This is a genomic window from Bradyrhizobium guangzhouense (assembly GCF_004114955.1).
Classification (GTDB): Bacteria; Pseudomonadota; Alphaproteobacteria; order Rhizobiales; family Xanthobacteraceae; genus Bradyrhizobium; species Bradyrhizobium guangzhouense.
In genome coordinates this window covers 4,441,513-4,457,864 of record NZ_CP030053.1, presented here as the reverse complement: position 1 = coordinate 4,457,864, position 16,352 = coordinate 4,441,513, and the positions used below count along the sequence as shown (strand labels likewise).

Annotated in this window: 15 protein-coding genes; 12 read left to right on the top strand and 3 right to left on the bottom strand. The window is 64.6% G+C overall.

What is annotated here, in order from left to right; genetic code table 11:
* Positions 1–134 precede the first annotated feature (134 nt).
* A complete protein-coding gene (locus tag XH91_RS21545; RefSeq protein ID WP_128952428.1) occupies positions 135–1,307 on the bottom strand; it encodes a DUF2865 domain-containing protein in 1,173 nt (390 codons plus the stop codon).
* 130 nt (positions 1,308–1,437) lie between these two features.
* Positions 1,438–1,743, bottom strand: coding sequence for a hypothetical protein (locus XH91_RS21540; RefSeq protein ID WP_128952427.1), 306 nt, complete (start codon positions 1,741–1,743; stop codon positions 1,438–1,440).
* Positions 1,744–2,036: 293 nt separating this feature from the next.
* Here XH91_RS21540 and cysS point away from each other — a divergent pair, with 293 nt between their 5' ends.
* The 4 genes from cysS (at position 2,037) to XH91_RS21515 (ending at position 6,141) form a co-directional block, all read left to right on the top strand.
* Positions 2,037–3,419: a cysteine--tRNA ligase gene (gene cysS, locus XH91_RS21535; RefSeq protein ID WP_128952426.1), complete on the top strand. Its 1,383-nt coding sequence runs from the start codon at positions 2,037–2,039 to the stop codon at positions 3,417–3,419.
* A gap of 115 nt (positions 3,420–3,534) precedes the next feature.
* Positions 3,535–4,026, top strand: coding sequence for a GNAT family N-acetyltransferase (locus XH91_RS21530; protein ID WP_164933722.1), 492 nt, complete (start codon positions 3,535–3,537; stop codon positions 4,024–4,026).
* Positions 4,023–5,621, top strand: a complete 1,599-nt coding sequence (gene cimA / locus XH91_RS21525) for a citramalate synthase (RefSeq protein ID WP_128952424.1) — start codon at positions 4,023–4,025, stop codon at positions 5,619–5,621. Before XH91_RS21530 ends, cimA begins: the two co-directional genes overlap by 4 nt.
* A gap of 142 nt (positions 5,622–5,763) precedes the next feature.
* The gene (locus tag XH91_RS21515; RefSeq protein ID WP_128952423.1) at positions 5,764–6,141 is read left to right on the top strand and encodes a VOC family protein; all 378 of its coding nucleotides are present in this window, start codon (positions 5,764–5,766) and stop codon (positions 6,139–6,141) included.
* Positions 6,142–6,144: 3 nt separating this feature from the next.
* On the opposite strand, the gene XH91_RS21510 is transcribed toward XH91_RS21515, so the two are convergent.
* Entirely contained in the window at positions 6,145–6,750 is a 606-nt protein-coding gene (locus XH91_RS21510) for an LOG family protein (protein WP_164933721.1), read from the bottom strand.
* 202 nt (positions 6,751–6,952) lie between these two features.
* Between XH91_RS21510 and XH91_RS21505 the strand changes: the two genes are divergently transcribed.
* The 8 genes from XH91_RS21505 to XH91_RS21470 all read left to right on the top strand — a co-directional run bounded on the left by XH91_RS21505 (position 6,953) and on the right by XH91_RS21470 (position 16,241).
* Positions 6,953–8,899, top strand: a complete 1,947-nt coding sequence (locus tag XH91_RS21505) for an ABCB family ABC transporter ATP-binding protein/permease (RefSeq protein WP_128952421.1) — start codon at positions 6,953–6,955, stop codon at positions 8,897–8,899.
* A gap of 80 nt (positions 8,900–8,979) precedes the next feature.
* On the top strand, positions 8,980–9,678 hold the full coding sequence (locus XH91_RS21500) for a phosphatidylserine decarboxylase (RefSeq protein WP_128952420.1): 699 nt from the start codon (positions 8,980–8,982) through the stop codon (positions 9,676–9,678).
* Positions 9,679–9,765: 87 nt separating this feature from the next.
* A complete protein-coding gene (locus XH91_RS21495; protein ID WP_128952419.1) occupies positions 9,766–10,647 on the top strand; it encodes a CDP-alcohol phosphatidyltransferase family protein in 882 nt (293 codons plus the stop codon).
* 120 nt (positions 10,648–10,767) lie between these two features.
* Positions 10,768–11,487, top strand: a complete 720-nt coding sequence (locus XH91_RS21490; protein WP_164933720.1) for an RraA family protein — start codon at positions 10,768–10,770, stop codon at positions 11,485–11,487.
* Between the two features lie 13 nt (positions 11,488–11,500).
* Complete coding sequence (locus XH91_RS21485) at positions 11,501–12,325, top strand: SDR family NAD(P)-dependent oxidoreductase (RefSeq protein WP_128952417.1); 825 nt, start codon at positions 11,501–11,503, stop codon at positions 12,323–12,325.
* A gap of 213 nt (positions 12,326–12,538) precedes the next feature.
* Entirely contained in the window at positions 12,539–13,312 is a 774-nt protein-coding gene (locus tag XH91_RS21480; protein ID WP_128952416.1) for a motility protein A, read from the top strand.
* 24 nt (positions 13,313–13,336) lie between these two features.
* Positions 13,337–14,167 (top strand): OmpA/MotB family protein, encoded by an 831-nt coding sequence (locus XH91_RS21475; protein ID WP_057758401.1) that lies wholly within the window; start codon positions 13,337–13,339, stop codon positions 14,165–14,167.
* Between the two features lie 175 nt (positions 14,168–14,342).
* Positions 14,343–16,241 (top strand): potassium transporter Kup, encoded by a 1,899-nt coding sequence (locus XH91_RS21470; protein WP_164933719.1) that lies wholly within the window; start codon positions 14,343–14,345, stop codon positions 16,239–16,241.
* The last annotated feature ends 111 nt before the right edge of the window (positions 16,242–16,352 follow it).

The following is a 16,352-nucleotide window of genomic DNA, read 5'->3' as shown; positions in this document are numbered from 1 at the left end:
CGCTGTCATCATCCGCGAAGGCGGATGATCCAGTACTTCACGGCAGAGATTATCGGAGACGACTTCCGCCGCGGAGTACTGGATGCCCCGCCTTCGCGGGGCATGACGGTTGAATTCGCAGCTTGACGCTTCAACTACTTCTGCTGCGGCAGGAATGTCGGCCCCACCGAGCGGATCGGCTTGTTCTCCGACGTGGTCGCGGCGCTCGCATCCGCAGCCGGCGCGGCAGCGCTCGGCGCTGGAGCCGCGCCCTTCTTGCCATTCGCGGGCGCGCCCTTGGTGAGCTGCCGCTGCTGCATCTTCTTGGCGCTTTCCTCGGTGACGATGATGTCACCCTGCTGCTCCACCGCCGCCTTGTCGTCGGCCGATTTCAGCGCGTCGGCCCAGCTCTGGCCGGCCGCCTTGCAGGAGCAGGACGGGTTGAACTCGCTGCGGAATTTGAAGGCGTTCGGCAGCGACGTGTAGGGCTGGCCGCTGATCGAGACCGCCGAGTTCATGTCCTCGCCGGGATTGCGATGGGCGTAGAGCACGGCTTCGGCCGCAGGACAGAGCGCCTTGCAGGTCTTTTCGTCGTCGGGGAAGCGCGCCGGCACGGTCGCAAACGAGATCGGGAAATAAGCACCGTCGCAGGTACGCACGCACACGGTGCGATAGGTGCCGGATTGCGGGCCGAGATCCGCTGGCGGAACGCCTTGCGGATTGTTCGGGTTGTTGTTGCCGCCACCGAACAGATTGCTCAGGAAGTTGCCGCCGCCTTGTGACTGCGCCGCATTGGCGTATTGCGGTCCGCAATTGTTCTGCGCGAGAGCAACCAGCACGGAGCGACGCTGGCTGTCGCGCTCGGGGTTGCCGCCGCCCGGACCGCCACCGCGCAGGCGCTCGAGATTGCTGTTGATCTGGTCCAGATTGGCGCGCATCTGCTGGATCTGGGTGTTGACCGGGCCGCATTGTGCGGATTGGCCGTTGAACAGCGAGAAGAAGCCGGTGGAGTCGCAGCCCATGCGTTTGGCCTGCATGGTGACGCGGTCGAGCTCGGCCTGCTGGCGGCTCTGGGAATCCTGGTAGCGGCGGATCTGGTCCTCGCGTGCAGGGTCGCTGCCGCCACGGTCAAGCGCGGCGAGCTGGCCTTCCAGGCGCACGCACATCGGATTCGGTCCGAGGCCGCCCTGGGCGGGAGGAGGCGGCGCCGCGCCTGAGGGCCCAGCCTGTGCGAAGGCATCGGTGGCGAGCACGACGCCGAGAAGCACGGTGCAGGCAAGGAGGAAGCGGGGACGGGACAGAGACAAAAATTCAGGCATATCCGCCATTCTAGCGAGGTCACGGCCGTCACTGACTTGGGGGGCCGACGCGCGCCCTCCAATAGCCGCTTCCTGCGGCATCGTCACGTCGTTTCAGGGGCCGAAGACTGGTCCTAAGGTCCGCCAGTTCCGAGCGAATTCAGCGCTGGCAGGTGATTGCGACATATTCGTCGCAATGGCCATGGGAGCAGTTTGCGCCGGATTTGGGGACAGACCCGGTAATTTCGTCGGGATCGACCCGGCGGTAGCTTGATGCCTGTGCAAAGTCCCGTGATTGGCAGTAGGTGCGGGCGACCTGGGCGCCGCATTTGTCGCCCTTGGCCAGGCACTGGTCGACGCCATAGCCGTCGGTCTGGTTGCCAATGATGAAGACGCGGGTCTCGGCGCCGGCGCTGGATGCGCTAAGGATCGAGGCGCAGGAAATGAGCGCGAGCAGGGATCGCATGAAATCACCTTGGGGCAAAAAATAGGAACCGCCAGTTCCAGAATGCGCTCAAATGGTTAAGGATGATGAACCATCTGGGCGGCAGGCCCTGCCTGGCGGAAATAAAGCGGCATTTCCGTGGCTCTCTTGACGAAAGGCGGGCTCATAGCCCATATGTCCGACATGAACGGTCTCCTCGCCATCTGCATTATTTGCCGCGAGATTACGAGCTAGCGATTCGCTGGCTGGAGCCGTCTTTTCTCAAAACACATTGAGAGCACTGGACGCCCGGCCAACAGCCGACGGGTGTCCATATGGAATTGCGTCTGTACGATACGTTGACGAAGGAGAAGCGCACCTTCGTGCCGCTCGATGCGAGCAACGTCCGCATGTATGTCTGCGGACCGACCGTCTACGACTTCGCCCATATCGGCAATGCCCGGCCCGTGATCGTGTTCGACGTGCTGTTTCGGTTGCTCCGCCACATTTACGGCGAGGCACACGTCAAATATGTCCGCAACATCACCGACGTCGACGACAAGATCAACGACCGCGCCGCGCGGGACTTTCCCGGCCTGCCGCTGAACGAGGCGATCCGCAGGGTCACCGAGCAGACCGGCAAGCAGTTTCATGCCGATGTGGACGCGCTTGGCGCGCTCCGGCCGAGCGTCGAGCCGCGCGCGACCGAGCACATCGGCGAGATGCGCGAGATCATTGAACGGCTGGTTGCCGGCGGCTTTGCGTATGTCGCCGAGGACCATGTGCTGTTCTCGCCGCAGGCGATGAATGCGGCCAATGATGGACTGCCGCGCTATGGCGCACTGTCCAATCGCTCGCTGGACGAGATGATCGCGGGCGCCCGCGTCGATGTCGCGCCCTACAAGAAGGACAACACCGACTTCGTGCTGTGGAAGCCATCCAAGCCCGGCGAGCCGTCCTGGCCATCGCCGTCAGGCATCAAGGCCGAGGGGCGGCCGGGTTGGCACATCGAGTGCTCGGCCATGGCCTGGAAGCATCTCGGCGAGCAATTCGACATCCATGGTGGCGGCATCGATCTCGTGTTTCCGCATCACGAGAACGAGGTCGCGCAGACCTGCTGCGCCTTCCACCGGCAGCGCATGGCAAACTACTGGATGCACAACGGCTTCCTGCAGGTCGAGAGCGAGAAGATGTCGAAGTCGCTCGGCAACTTCATCACGATCCACGAGCTGCTCAAGGACTGGCCGGGTGAAGTGCTGCGCCTCAACATGCTCAAGACGCACTACACGTCGCCGATCGACTGGACCATGAAGTCGCTGGAGGAGAGCGGCAAGACGCTTGACGATTGGTATCGGATCGCCGCCGACGTCGAACCCGGCAAGCCGGCTGCGTCCGTGGTCGAGGCGCTGCTCGACGATCTCAACACACCGCAGGCGATCGCGGCGCTGCACGGCCTGCGCGGCGGCGACGTGCCCGCGCTTGCGGGCTCGTTGCGGCTGCTCGGCTTCCTCGCCGAGAGCGCTGCGCAATGGAAGGACCGCAAGCAGCTGGCGAGCGGTGTTGACGCCAGCGAGGTCGAACGCCTGATCGCGGAGCGGACGGCCGCCCGCGCGCGCAAGGATTTCGCCGAGTCCGATCGCATTCGCGATCAGCTGGCCGCCATGGGCGTCGCTATCAAGGACTCCAAGGACGGGACAACCTGGGAGTTTTCGCGATGACCCGGCCCGATACGCCGTTCCCCCGGCACTGGCTCTATTACATCGCGCTGAAGATCCTGCTGCTCGGCGCCGCGGTGGCGGTCGTGCTGAAAATCTATGGGATGTGGTGAGGACGATGGCACAAGCGCATCCCAAGCCCGGTCTGCGGCCGTTCCTGCCCGCCGACGTTCCGATGCTGGCCGCGATTTTCGCCGCCAGCATCCAGGAGCTGACCGGCGACGATTACAGCGAGGCACAGCAGGAGGCCTGGATGGAGGCGGCCGAGACCGAGGAGTTCGGCAAGCGGCTCGCGTCCGACCTGACGCTGATTGCGACGCTGGACGGCTCGCCCGTCGGCTTCGCCTCGCTGCGCGGCGCCGATCATATCCGCATGCTCTATGTGCATCCGGCCGTCGGCCGCCAGGGCATTGCGACCATGCTGGTCGACGCGCTGGAGAAGCTCGCCGGCGGTCGCGGCGCGGCGGCGCTCACCGTGGACGCAAGCGACACTGCGCAGAATTTCTTCGCCAAGCGCGGCTACACGGCCCAGCAGCGCAACAGCGTTACCATCAACGATGAGTGGCTTGCCAACACCAGCATGAAGAAGACGCTCGGAGCGCCGCAATGAGCAAGGAGCGCCTTTATCTGTTCGACACCACGCTGCGCGACGGCGCGCAGACCAATGGCGTCGATTTCACCCTGGCCGACAAGCGGATCATCGCCGGGATGCTCGACGATCTCGGCATCGATTATGTCGAGGGCGGCTATCCTGGCGCCAATCCGCTCGACACGGAATTTTTCGGCTCCAAGCCGAAGCTCGACCATGCGCGCTTCACCGCCTTCGGCATGACGCGGCGGGCAGGTCGCTCGGTCTCCAACGATCCCGGTGTCGCCGGGCTTCTGGAGGCGAAAGCTGACGCAATCTGCTTCGTGGCAAAGTCGTCCGCCTACCAGGTACGCGTCGCGCTGGAGACCACGAACGAGGAAAACCTCGCCTCGATCCGCGACAGCGTCGCGGCGGCAAAGGCCGCCGGCCGCGAGGTCATGCTCGACTGCGAGCATTTCTTCGACGGCTACAAGGAGGATGCGGGTTTTGCGCTCGCCTGCGCCAAGGCGGCCTATGAGGCCGGCGCGCGCTGGGTGGTGTTGTGCGACACCAATGGCGGCACCATGCCCGATGAGGTTGCTGCCATCGTCACTGACGTGACAAAGCACATCCCCGGCGATCATGTCGGCATCCACGCCCATAACGACACCGAACAGGCGGTGGCGAACTCGCTCGCCGCGGTCCGCGCCGGTGCGCGACAGATCCAGGGCACGTTGAACGGCCTCGGTGAGCGGTGCGGAAATGCCAATCTCTGCTCGCTGATCCCGACGCTGAAATTGAAGAAGGAGTTTTCGGACGCCTTCGAGATTTCGGTCACGCCGGAGAAACTGGCGACGCTCGTCAAAGTCTCGCGCACGCTCGATGACATGCTCAACCGCGTGCCGAACCGCCATGCGGCCTACGTCGGCGAGAGCGCCTTCGTCACCAAGACAGGCATCCACGCCTCCGCCGTGATGAAGGATCCGCAGACCTACGAGCACGTGCTGCCGGAGACGGTCGGCAACCATCGCAAGGTGCTGGTATCGGACCAGGCCGGCCGCTCCAATGTCATGGCCGAGCTCGACCGCGCCGGCATCGCCTATGAGAAGAGCGATCCGAAGCTGACCCGGCTGGTCGAGGAGCTGAAGGAGCGCGAGGCGCAAGGCTACGCCTATGAATCCGCCAATGCCTCGTTCGATCTCCTGGCGCGCCGGACGCTCGGCAAGGTGCCGCATTATTTCGAGGTCGAGCAGTTCGACGTCAATGTCGAGCAGCGCTACAACGCGCTCGGCGAGCGCGTCACCGTGGCGCTCGCAGTGGTCAAGGTCGACGTCGCCGGCGAGCATCTGATCTCGGCCGCGGAAGGCAACGGTCCCGTCAACGCGCTCGACGTTGCCTTGCGCAAGGACCTCGGCAAGTACCAGAAGTACATCGAGGGCTTGACGCTGATCGACTACCGCGTCCGTATCCTCAATGGCGGCACCGGCGCGGTGACGCGCGTCTTGATCGAGAGCGAGGACGAGAACGGCGATCGCTGGACCACGGTCGGCGTGTCCCCGAACATCATCGACGCCTCGTTCCAGGCGCTGATGGATTCGGTGATCTACAAGCTCGTGAAATCGGGCGCGCCGGCGTAGGAACCACGGCAACTGTCATACCCCGCGAAAGCGGGGTATCCAGTACGCACCGGCTTCTCGATTCAATCACAGCCGTCTCGGAGTACTGGATCGCCCGGTCAAGCCGGGCGATGACAGCGGAGAGAGAGGAGAGGGCAAGGGCATGATCGACCACATCTCCGTCGGCGTCAGCAATCTCGATCGCTCGGCAAAATTCTATGAGACCACGCTCACAGCGCTCGGGCTGACGCGCCTTGTCACACGACCGCGGACGATTGGCTTCGGCAAGGCCTATCCCGAATTCTGGATCAATCTGCGCGAAGCCATGCCGCCCGTCGCCGCGGAGAGCGGCGTTCATATCTGTCTGCGGGCGAAGACGGTAGCCGAGGTCGATGCATTCCACGCTGCGGCCGTTGCGAATGGCGGCGCATCCGATGGCGCGCCGGGCCTCCGTCCGCACGACCGCGTCCGCTACTACGCGGCCTTCGTCGTTGATCCCGATGGCAACCGGATCGAGGCGGTGACGTTTCCGAGCGAATAGCTCTTACAGCTTGCGCGCGACTTCGGGGGCGAGCTGCTTTTCCGTCTCGGCGATCTGTGCCGCTGCCGACTTCAGCTTCGGCAGGATGTCCTCGACGCGATCGGCCTTGAGGATGTCGACCGAAAGGCCGGCACGGATGAACTCGGTCTGGCGCATATGCGACAGCAGTGAGAACAGCGGCTCCCAGAAATTGTCGATGTTGGCGAGCAGCACAGGCTTGGCGTGACGGCCGAGCTGCTTCCAGGTCAATTGCTCGACCAGCTCCTCAAGCGTTCCGACGCCGCCCGGCAGCGCCACGAAGGCGTCGGAGCGCTCGAACATCAGACGCTTGCGCTCGTGCATGTCGGGGGTGACGATCATTTCCTGCACGCGCGTCAGCGCGTTCTCGCGCTTGCGCAGGAATTCGGGAATGATGCCGGTGACGGTGCCGCCGTGATCCAGCACGGAGGTTGCGACCGAGCCCATCAGGCCCAGCGAGCCGCCGCCATAGACCAGGCGGATGTTGTTCTCGGCGAGTGCCTTGCCGAACGCCTTGGCGCCTTCGGTGAAGTGGGGATTGGTTCCGGGACCGGAGCCGCAATAGACACAGACGGTTTTGATCGTGCTCATTGGTACCATGATGCATTGCAGCGAAGGGGCGTCAAGCCCCTCAGGTGATTCGGGCTACCCGGAAATCTACCGGTAAATGGCGACAAACAATCGAAGATTCGCCATCTGGCGGGGTGCGCTTGGCCCCGGAAGCTTCTATATGACGAGCGAAAACAGTTAATCGCAAACGCGCCCGCATCCGGCGGACCCTCCAGGTTTCTTCATGAGCCCACCTCATTCGCCCGACGTGCCTGAGCCCGCAAGCGGACCGCTGGAGCGGGCCACGCTGTTGGGCACGCTGGCGCATCTGTGGCCCTATATCTGGCCGGGCGACCGCTTCGACCTGAAGATGCGGGTGGTCTGGTCGATGGTGCTGCTGCTCGCGGCCAAGTTGGTCACGCTGGCGGTGCCGTTCAGCTTCAAATGGGCAACGGATGCGCTCACGGGCGCCAATACGGCGCCGGTGCAGGCCGGCAACTGGCATCTGTGGGTGGTCGCATCGCCGCTGCTCCTGACGGCGAGCTACGGCGTCATGCGCATCGTGATGGCGGTGCTGACGCAATGGCGCGACGGCATCTTTGCGCGCGTCGCGATGCATGCGGTGCGCAAGCTCGCGAACATCACTTTCATCCATATGCACGAGCTCTCGCTGCGTTTTCACCTCGAGCGCAAGACCGGCGGCTTGACGCGCGTGCTCGAGCGCGGCCGCGCGGGCATCGAGGTCATCGTGCGCATGGTGATCCTTCAGCTGATCCCGACCATCGTCGAGGTCTCGCTGCTGATGGCGGTGCTGCTCTGGCAGTTCGACTGGCGCTACGTGGTAGCGACGCTGATCACGGTCGCGGTCTACATGTACTACACCTATGTCGCGACCGAGTGGCGGATCGGCATCCGTCGCAAGATGAACGATTCCGACACGGAGGCGAACACCAAGGCGATCGACTCGCTGCTTAACTACGAGACCGTCAAGTATTTCAGCGCCGAGGCGCGCGAGGCGCAGCGCTACGACCGCTCGGTCGCGCGCTACGAGGAGTCGAGCGTCCACGCCTATACGTCGCTCGCCGTGCTCAACACGGGACAGGCCGTGATCTTCACGCTCGGGCTGACCGCCACCATGCTGATGTGCGCGATCGGCGTGCGCAACGGCACCAACACGGTCGGCGATTTCGTGCTGGTCAACGCCATGATGATCCAGCTCTACCAACCCCTGAATTTCATGGGCATGGTCTATCGCGAGATCAAGCAGGCGATCATCGACATCGAGAAGATGTTCAACGTGATCCACCGCGAGGCCGAGATCAAGGACGCGCCCGATGCGCGGCCGCTGGTCGTTTCCGCCGGCACCGTGCGCTTCGAGGACGTGCGCTTTGCCTATGAGCCGAAGCGGCCGATCCTGAAGGGCATCAGCTTCGAGGTGCCGGCTGGAAAGACGGTGGCGATCGTCGGCCCCTCCGGCGCCGGCAAGTCGACCATGTCGCGGCTGCTGTTCCGCCTCTACGATGTCTCCGGCGGCAAGATCCTGATTGACGAACAGGACATCCGCGAGGTGACGCAAGCGAGCTTGCGCGCCTCGATCGGCATGGTGCCGCAGGACACGGTGCTGTTCAACGACACCATCCGCTACAATATCCGCTATGGCCGCTGGGATGCGACCGATGCCGAGGTCGAGGACGCCGCCCGGCTGGCGCAGATCGACCATTTCATCCGCATGGCGCCGATGGGCTACGAGACCCAGGTCGGCGAACGCGGCCTGAAGCTGTCCGGCGGCGAGAAGCAGCGCGTCGCGATCGCGCGCACCGTATTGAAGGCGCCGCCGATCCTGGTGCTTGACGAGGCGACCTCGGCGCTCGACACCCACACCGAGCACGAGATCCAGGGCGCGCTCGACCGCGTGGCGAAGAACCGCACCTCGCTGGTGATCGCGCACCGGCTCTCGACCATCGTCGGCGCCGACGAGATCATCGTGCTGGACCAGGGTCGCATCGCCGAGCGCGGCACCCATACCAGCCTGCTCGCACAGGACGGCCTCTACGCCAGCATGTGGAACAGGCAGCGCGAGGCCGAGGCGGCACGCGAGAAACTGGCTCGGATGGCCGACTCGAGCGAGGCGCCCAACCGGGAGCCGCCGCCGGTGGAGGACGCCCTGACGGCGCAGGCGGCCGCGGAGTGAGCTTGTCTCCGGTCCCAACTCTGGCCTAAACAGGCCCGCGCGACGACCCGTGCCATCAACCCCTTCAGCGGCAGATAGCGATGTCCATCCTCGATTCGATCCAACGTCAGATCCCGCCGATCCACAAGGAGGGCTATCCTTTCATCGGCATCTTCGCGGCGGTGAGCATCTTCCTGATGTGGCTGTGGTCGCCGCTGGGCTGGGTCGGCACGATCCTCACGGTGTGGTGCGCACTGTTCTTCCGCGATCCGGTGCGCGTGACGCCGCAGCGCGACGGGCTCGTAGTGTCGCCGGCCGACGGCCGGGTGTCGATGATCACCATGGCGCTGCCGCCGGCCGAGCTCGGACTCGGCGACCGGCCGCTGCCGCGCATCTCGGTGTTCATGAGCGTGTTCAACTGCCACGTGAATCGCAGTCCGGTGGCGGGCAGGGTGGATCGTATCGCCTATCGGCCGGGACTCTTCATCAATGCCGAGCTCGACAAGGCAAGCGAGGACAATGAGCGTAATTCGCTCGTCATCTCGACACCGCAGGGCCGTATCGGCGTGATCCAGATCGCAGGCCTCGTGGCCAAGCGCATCGTCTGCTTCGTGAAGGAAGGGCAGGCGGTCGGCGCCGGCGAGCGGTTCGGCCTGATCCGTTTCGGCTCGCGGCTCGACGTCTACCTGCCCGTCGGCACCAAGGCGCTGGTCTCGGAGGGGCAAACTGCGATCGCCGGCGAGACCATCCTCGCCGACCTTACCGGCGACGACCCCGGCCGCACTTACCGCGCCAATTAACCAACACGCCGCTGTCGGGGGCCTTCCGCCGCAATGGCGGAGGGGAGCACGGCTTGCTATATCTCGCCTAGAGGTGAGGACGAGCCCATGACGCCCTACGACTACCGAGATCCCGATATTCGCCGCCGGCGGTTCCGTCCGATCCCGGTGCGGATGCTGGTGCCCAACGTCATCACGCTGCTGGCGATTTGCGCCGGCTTGACCTCGATCCGGCTGTCGATCGAAGGGCGGATGACGCTCGCCGTCTACGCCATCGTGTTTGCGGCTGCCCTCGACGGCATCGACGGCCGCGTGGCGCGCATGATCAAGGGCCAGTCGAAGTTCGGCGCCGAGCTCGACAGCCTCGCCGACTTCGTCAATTTCGGCGTCGCTCCCGGCCTGATGCTGTACTTCTGGCAGCTCCACGAGCTCGGCAATGCCGGCTGGATCGCCGCGATGGTGTTCGCGATCTCAGGCGGCCTGCGGCTCGCGCGCTTCAACGCCACCATGGACGATCCGAACAAGCCCGCCTTCGCCGCCAATTTCTTCACGGGCGTGCCGGCGCCGGCCGGTGCCATCACGGTGCTGCTGCCGATCTATGTCGCCTTTCTCGAGCTCGGCCGTGCGCCCGCGGCCTTGACCGCCGCCTATACGTTGCTGATCGCTTTCCTGATGGTCTCGCGCCTGCCGGTGTTCTCGGGCAAGACCAAGCGCATGCGCGTCTCGCCAGAGCTGGTGCTGCCGGCTTTCGTCGCAGTGGTCGTCTTCATTGCGATCCTGATTGCCTATCCCTGGCACGTGCTGTCGGTCGGCACGGCGCTGTATCTGCTCGGCCTGCCGCTCGGTTACAAATCCTACCGCGATCAGGCGCGCGCGCTGGGAGCAGCCGCGCCTGCCGGCGGCGAGGTCCCGTCGCCGCCTTCGGCGCCGACGCTGGCAAACCTGTCCGAGCCGCCGCACGACGACGACCGGCCCGGACGCCTGCACTGAGCGATCGCATGCGGATATCTGCCATGAGGGCACCTGAGTTGGGTTGAGGCCCGATCTCGGCTATATCGCCCTGTGCCGGCGGCATCACATCAATCAGCCGCCCATCTGGGAGACAACGCCGTGACCAATACCGCGACCGGGCCGCTGCCCGCTGCCGTCCTCGAAGCGCTGGGCCGCTACGACACGCCGACGATCTGCAACGCCATGGAGGTCATCGCACCGGAGCGGCGCTTGATCGGCTTCACCACCAAGCAGCTGGTTTGCCCGTTTCCGGAGCTGCCGCCGATGGTTGGCTACGCCCGCACCGTCACGATTCGCTCCGTGCAGAAGTCTCCGCTGCCCGCCGCGGAGCAGGCCAAGCGCCGCATTGAATACTATGAGTATGTCGGCACGGGCCACGGCCCGCGCATCTCGGTGATCCAGGACGTCGATGGTCCCGATATCGGCTACGGCGCGTTCTGGGGCGAGGTGCAGAGCAACGTGCACAAGGCGCTCGGCTGCCTCGGCGTCGTCACCGACGGCTCGATCCGCGACGTCCCGCAATGGGCGCCGGGCTTCCAGGCGCTGGCCGGCTCGATCGGCCCTTCGCATGCGTGGGTTCACGCGGAGAGCTTCGGCGGCCAGGTCCGTGTCGCCGGCATGACGGTGAACTCCGACGATCTGATCCACGCCGACCGGCACGGCGCCATCGTCATCCCGCTCGATCTCGCGGCAAAACTCCCCGAGGCCGCCGAACTCTGCGGCCGCCGCGAGACGCCGATCCTCGAGATCGCGCGCAGCCCCGACTTCTCGCTGGAGAAGCTGAAAGCCGCGCTGAAGCGCTCGGCGGAGATTCACTGACGGGGAACAGGCCATGGACATGCGCGGCAAGACGGTGCTGATCACGGGCTCGACCGATGGTGTCGGGCGCTATGTTGCAACCCGCCTTGCCGCCGAAGGCGCTGCTGTCCTGATCCATGGCCGGAGTGCCGAGCGCGCCAAGGCGGTGGTCGACGAGATCGTGAAGGCCGGCCATGCTGCGCCGACCTTCTATCAGGCCGATTTGTCGTCGATGGCAGGTGCGCGCGAGCTTGCCGCGGCGGTGATCCGAGATCACAAGCGTCTCGACGTCTTCGTCAGCAACGCGGGCATCGGCTCGCAGAGCGACGGGCCGCATCGGCAGGAGAGTCGCGACGGTCACGAGCTGCGCTTTGCCGTGAACTATCTCTCGGGCTTCCTGCTTGTCCATTTGCTGCTGCCCCTGCTGAAGGCCGCCGCGCCCTCGCGCATCGTCAATGTCGCTTCGCTCGGCCAGCATCCGATCGATTTCGACGACGTCATGATCACGAAGGGCTATAGCGGCTCGCGCGCCTATGCGCAGAGCAAGCTGTCGCAGATCATGTTCACGATCGATCTCGCGGAGGAATTGAGGGGCGACCGGATCACCGTGAACGCGCTGCATCCGGCGACCTATATGAACACCACGATGGTGCGCGCCGGCGGTATCACGCCGATATCGACCGTCGAGCAAGGCGGCGCGGCGATCCTGCATCTGGTCGAAGGCGACGATGTTGCCGCTAGAAGCGGCCTGTTCTTCAACGGCATGAACGAGGCGCGCGCCAATCCGCAGGCCTATGATGCCGATGCGCGCCGGCGTCTGCGCGCGCTCAGCCTGAAGCTGACCGGACTGTCGTCCTGACGCGCCTCATTCATGGTTAGCAAAGTGTTGAGATTCATGTCGCAGAACGGCAAAGCCGCCGCCGTTCCCTTGCGTTGCGCCGCTCGGTCGCATCGGATGAACTTAACCTTTACGCGGCTTTAAGGGCGCCACTCTAGGGTTTCCGATGCGGTTCGGGGTTGGACCGCGCCACCGGCCAGGATGGCCGTTGTTGCGTTCGCGTTGGAGTCTCCCATGGATATCATGACGGGCGTCGGCCTCGTGGCGGGCATAATCGTCATCGCGACGATGATGCTGTTGGGAGGCGATCTTCACATGTTCGTTTCCGAGCATGCGATGATCATCATCTTCGGCGGATCGAGCGCCGCGACCATGATTCGCTTTCCGCTCTCCGCGCTGATGCACGGCCTGCCGCTCGGCGCCAAGTTCGCCTTCACCATGAGCCGGCTGTCGGCGCACGACCTCGTCGACGAGCTCGCCCGCATCGCCGAGATCGCCCGCAAGCAGGGCCCCGTGGGGTTGGAAAAAGTGGAGACCGACGAGCCGTTCCTCGCCAAGGGCATCCGCTATGTCGCCGACGGCTACGACCTCGATTTCATCCGCGACAATCTCGAGCGCGACCGCGACAACTTCCTGATGCATCTGGACGAGGGCAGCAAGATCTATCGCGCCGTCGGCGATTGCGCCCCGGCTTTCGGCATGGTCGGCACCCTGATCGGCATGGTGCAGATGTTCGCCAACATGACCGACCCCTCCAAGCTCGGCCCGTTCATGGCGACCGCGCTGCTCGCGACGCTGTACGGCGCGCTGGTCGCCAACCTCTTCTGCATCCCGATCGCCGACAAGCTGCACGGCAAGCTCCTGGACGAAGAGACCAATCGCACGCTGATCATCGACGGCATCTTGATGATCCGCGATTCCAAGAGCCCGACGCTGGTGCGCGAAATGCTGCTGGCCTATCTGCCGGAGAAGCATCGTCACGCCGAAGGCGAGCCGGTACCGGCCTGACGCCGCCCGCCGGGATTTTGAGATATGGCCAAGAAGAAGCGCGGCGACGCACATGGTGGTGGTCACGGCTGGTTCGTGACCTTCGCCGACCTGATGGGCCTGATGATGAGCTTCTTCGTGATGCTCGTCGCGTTCTCGACCCAGGACGCCAACAAGCTGAAGGTCGTCGCGGGCTCCATGCGCGACGCCTTCGGCGTCCAGAGCGAAGCGCGCTATGCCGGCATCGTCGAGTCGGACGGTCTGCCGACGCGGCCGCGGCTGAAGAACGTCGATCACATCGAGCCCGAGGACGCCTCCAACACGCCGACCCCGGACCAGGAGGATCGCGACCGCACCCAGGGCGCGAAGATGAAGATCGATCGCAATTTTGCACTGGCCGCAGCCTCGCTGCGCCAGGCACTGCAGGACATGCCGGAACTGACCGAGATGTCCAAGCACATCATGTTCGAGGAGACCAAGCAGGGCCTCAACCTCGAGATCGTCGACCAGGACGGCCGCTCGATGTTCGCGGACGGCTCCAAGGTGCCTTACGATCGCACCCGCCGCCTGATCGAGAAGCTTGCGGTGCCGCTCAAGGCCACGCCCTTGCGCGTTTCCATTGCCGGCCACACCGCGGCCGGCTTCGTGCCCACGCGCAGCGACTATGGCGCCTTCGATCTGTCGGCCGATCGCGCCAACGCGGTGCGCCAGATCCTGGAGCGCGAGGGCCTGCCGCCGTCGCACATCTTCGCCGTCTCCGGCAAGGCGGACACCCAGCCGTTGTTCCCGGATGATCCATCGCTTGCGGCGAACCGTCGCGTGACCATCACCCTGATGCGCGAAGATCCGCCGCTGCCGCCGAACTTGAAGCCCTGACCCCGTTGCGCTACCATTTTACCTGAAGGCTGCCGGTGGCGGATGACGGCGAGCGTGACTATGCCGTCACAGCATCTGCCGCGGCCCCTGCTATGGTGGCGGGCCGATTGACAAGCGCGCCCGCAGCGTCGAAAGGCGCCGGATCAATTCCAGGGACGAAGCGTTTTCCACCCTCATGACGGCGAGCATCACGCAGGCCGAGACCCAGGAAGGGCCGGTCACATCAGGTTTTTGGGCCCTGACGCTCGGGAGCATCGGCGTCGTCTTCGGCGATATCGGCACCTCACCACTCTACGCGTTTCATGAGGCGGTGAGGGGCGCGGCTCACGGTGCGCCGGTGACGCGGCTGATGGTGCTCGGCGTGCTGTCGCTGATCCTGTGGGCGCTGCTGATCGTCGTCACCGCAAAATACGTCCTGCTGCTGCTGCGCGCCGACAATAACGGGGAGGGCGGCACACTCTCCTTGATGGCGCTCGGCCAGCGCGCGCTGGGGCGGCGCAGCTGGTTCCTGCTCGCGCTCGGCGTGGTCGGCGCCTCGATGTTCATCGGCGATTCCATGATCACGCCCGCGATCTCGGTGCTCTCGGCGGTCGACGGACTGAAGCTCGCAACGCCCGCGTTCGAGCATTACGTCGTGCCGCTCACGGTGCTGATCCTGGTTCTGCTGTTCGCGGTGCAGAGCAAGGGCACGGCGCTGGTGGCCTCGGCCTTCGGACCGGTGATGGTGGTCTGGTTCACCTGTCTTGCGGTGCTCGGTGTCATTCACATCGCCGACGACCCGTCCGTGCTGGCTGCGATCAATCCCTATTACGCGCTGCAATTTTTGCTGTCGCATGGCACGATCGGCCTGGTGACGCTTGGCGCCGTGTTTCTCGCCGTGACCGGCGGCGAAGCGCTCTACGCCGACCTCGGCCATTTCGGCCGCAAGCCGATCCAATCGGCCTGGATGTTCTTTGTGCTGCCCTCGCTGCTGATCAACTATTTCGGGCAGGGCGCGCTGGTGCTGTCAAATCCCAGCGCGATCGAGCATTCATTCTATCGCATGGTGCCCGAGCATTTGGTGCTGCCGCTGGTCGGGCTCGCGACCGCCGCCACCGTCATCGCGAGCCAGGCGGTGATCACCGGTGCCTATTCGCTGGTCTATCAGGCCGTGCAGCTCGGCCTCCTGCCGCGCTTCGAGGTGCGCTACACGTCGGAGACCCATGCCGGCCAAATCTATCTGCCGCGCGTCAACCGGCTGCTGCTGATCGGCGTGATGCTGCTGGTGCTGCTGTTCCACACACCCAGCAATCTCGCTTCGGCCTATGGCATCGCGGTCTCCACCACCATGGTCGCCGACGGCATCATGGGCTTCGTGGTGATCTGGAAACTGTGGAACTGGAAAGCTGCGACCGCCGCGGTCGTGATCCTGCCCTTCGTCATGGTCGATATCACCTTCTTCAGCGCCAATTTGCTGAAGCTGCTCGAAGGCGCCTGGGTTCCGTTGCTGTTCGGTGCGGCAATGGCGGGGACGATCTGGACCTGGCGGCGCGGCTCGGGAATCCTGATCCAGAAGACACGCCGGATCGAGGTGCCGCTGGACGATCTGATCCGCAGCCTGGAGAAGCGGCCGCCGCACATCGTCAAGGGCACGGCAGTGTTCCTGACCAGCGATCCCGCTTTCGTGCCGACCGCGCTGTTGCACAATCTCAAGCACAACAAGGTGCTGCACGAGCACAACGTGATCCTGACGATCGAGACCGCGCACACGCCGCGGGTCGATCTCTCCGAGCGCTTCAAGATGGAGAAGATCAGCGAGAAATTCTCCAAGGTGCGCTTGCGCTTCGGCTTCATGGAGCAGCCCAACGTGCCCAAGGCGCTGGCGATCGCGCGCAAACAGGGCTGGCAGTTCGACATCATGTCGACGTCGTTTTTCGTGTCGCGGCGCTCGCTGAAGGCCTCGGCGCAATCAGGCATGCCGCTCTGGCAGGACCATCTGTTCATCGCGCTCAGCCGCTCGGCCAACGACGCCACCGACTATTTCCAGATTCCGACCGGGCGGGTGGTTGAAGTCGGAACCCAGGTCACCATCTGAAGGGCAGTTGGGACGCAATGGCGTACCCATGCAAATTTTGCATGCCAAGGGCCCAGAATCGGGCTAGGCTATGCCGGCAGCGCAGGACTATAAGCCGCGCGCTCTTCAGCC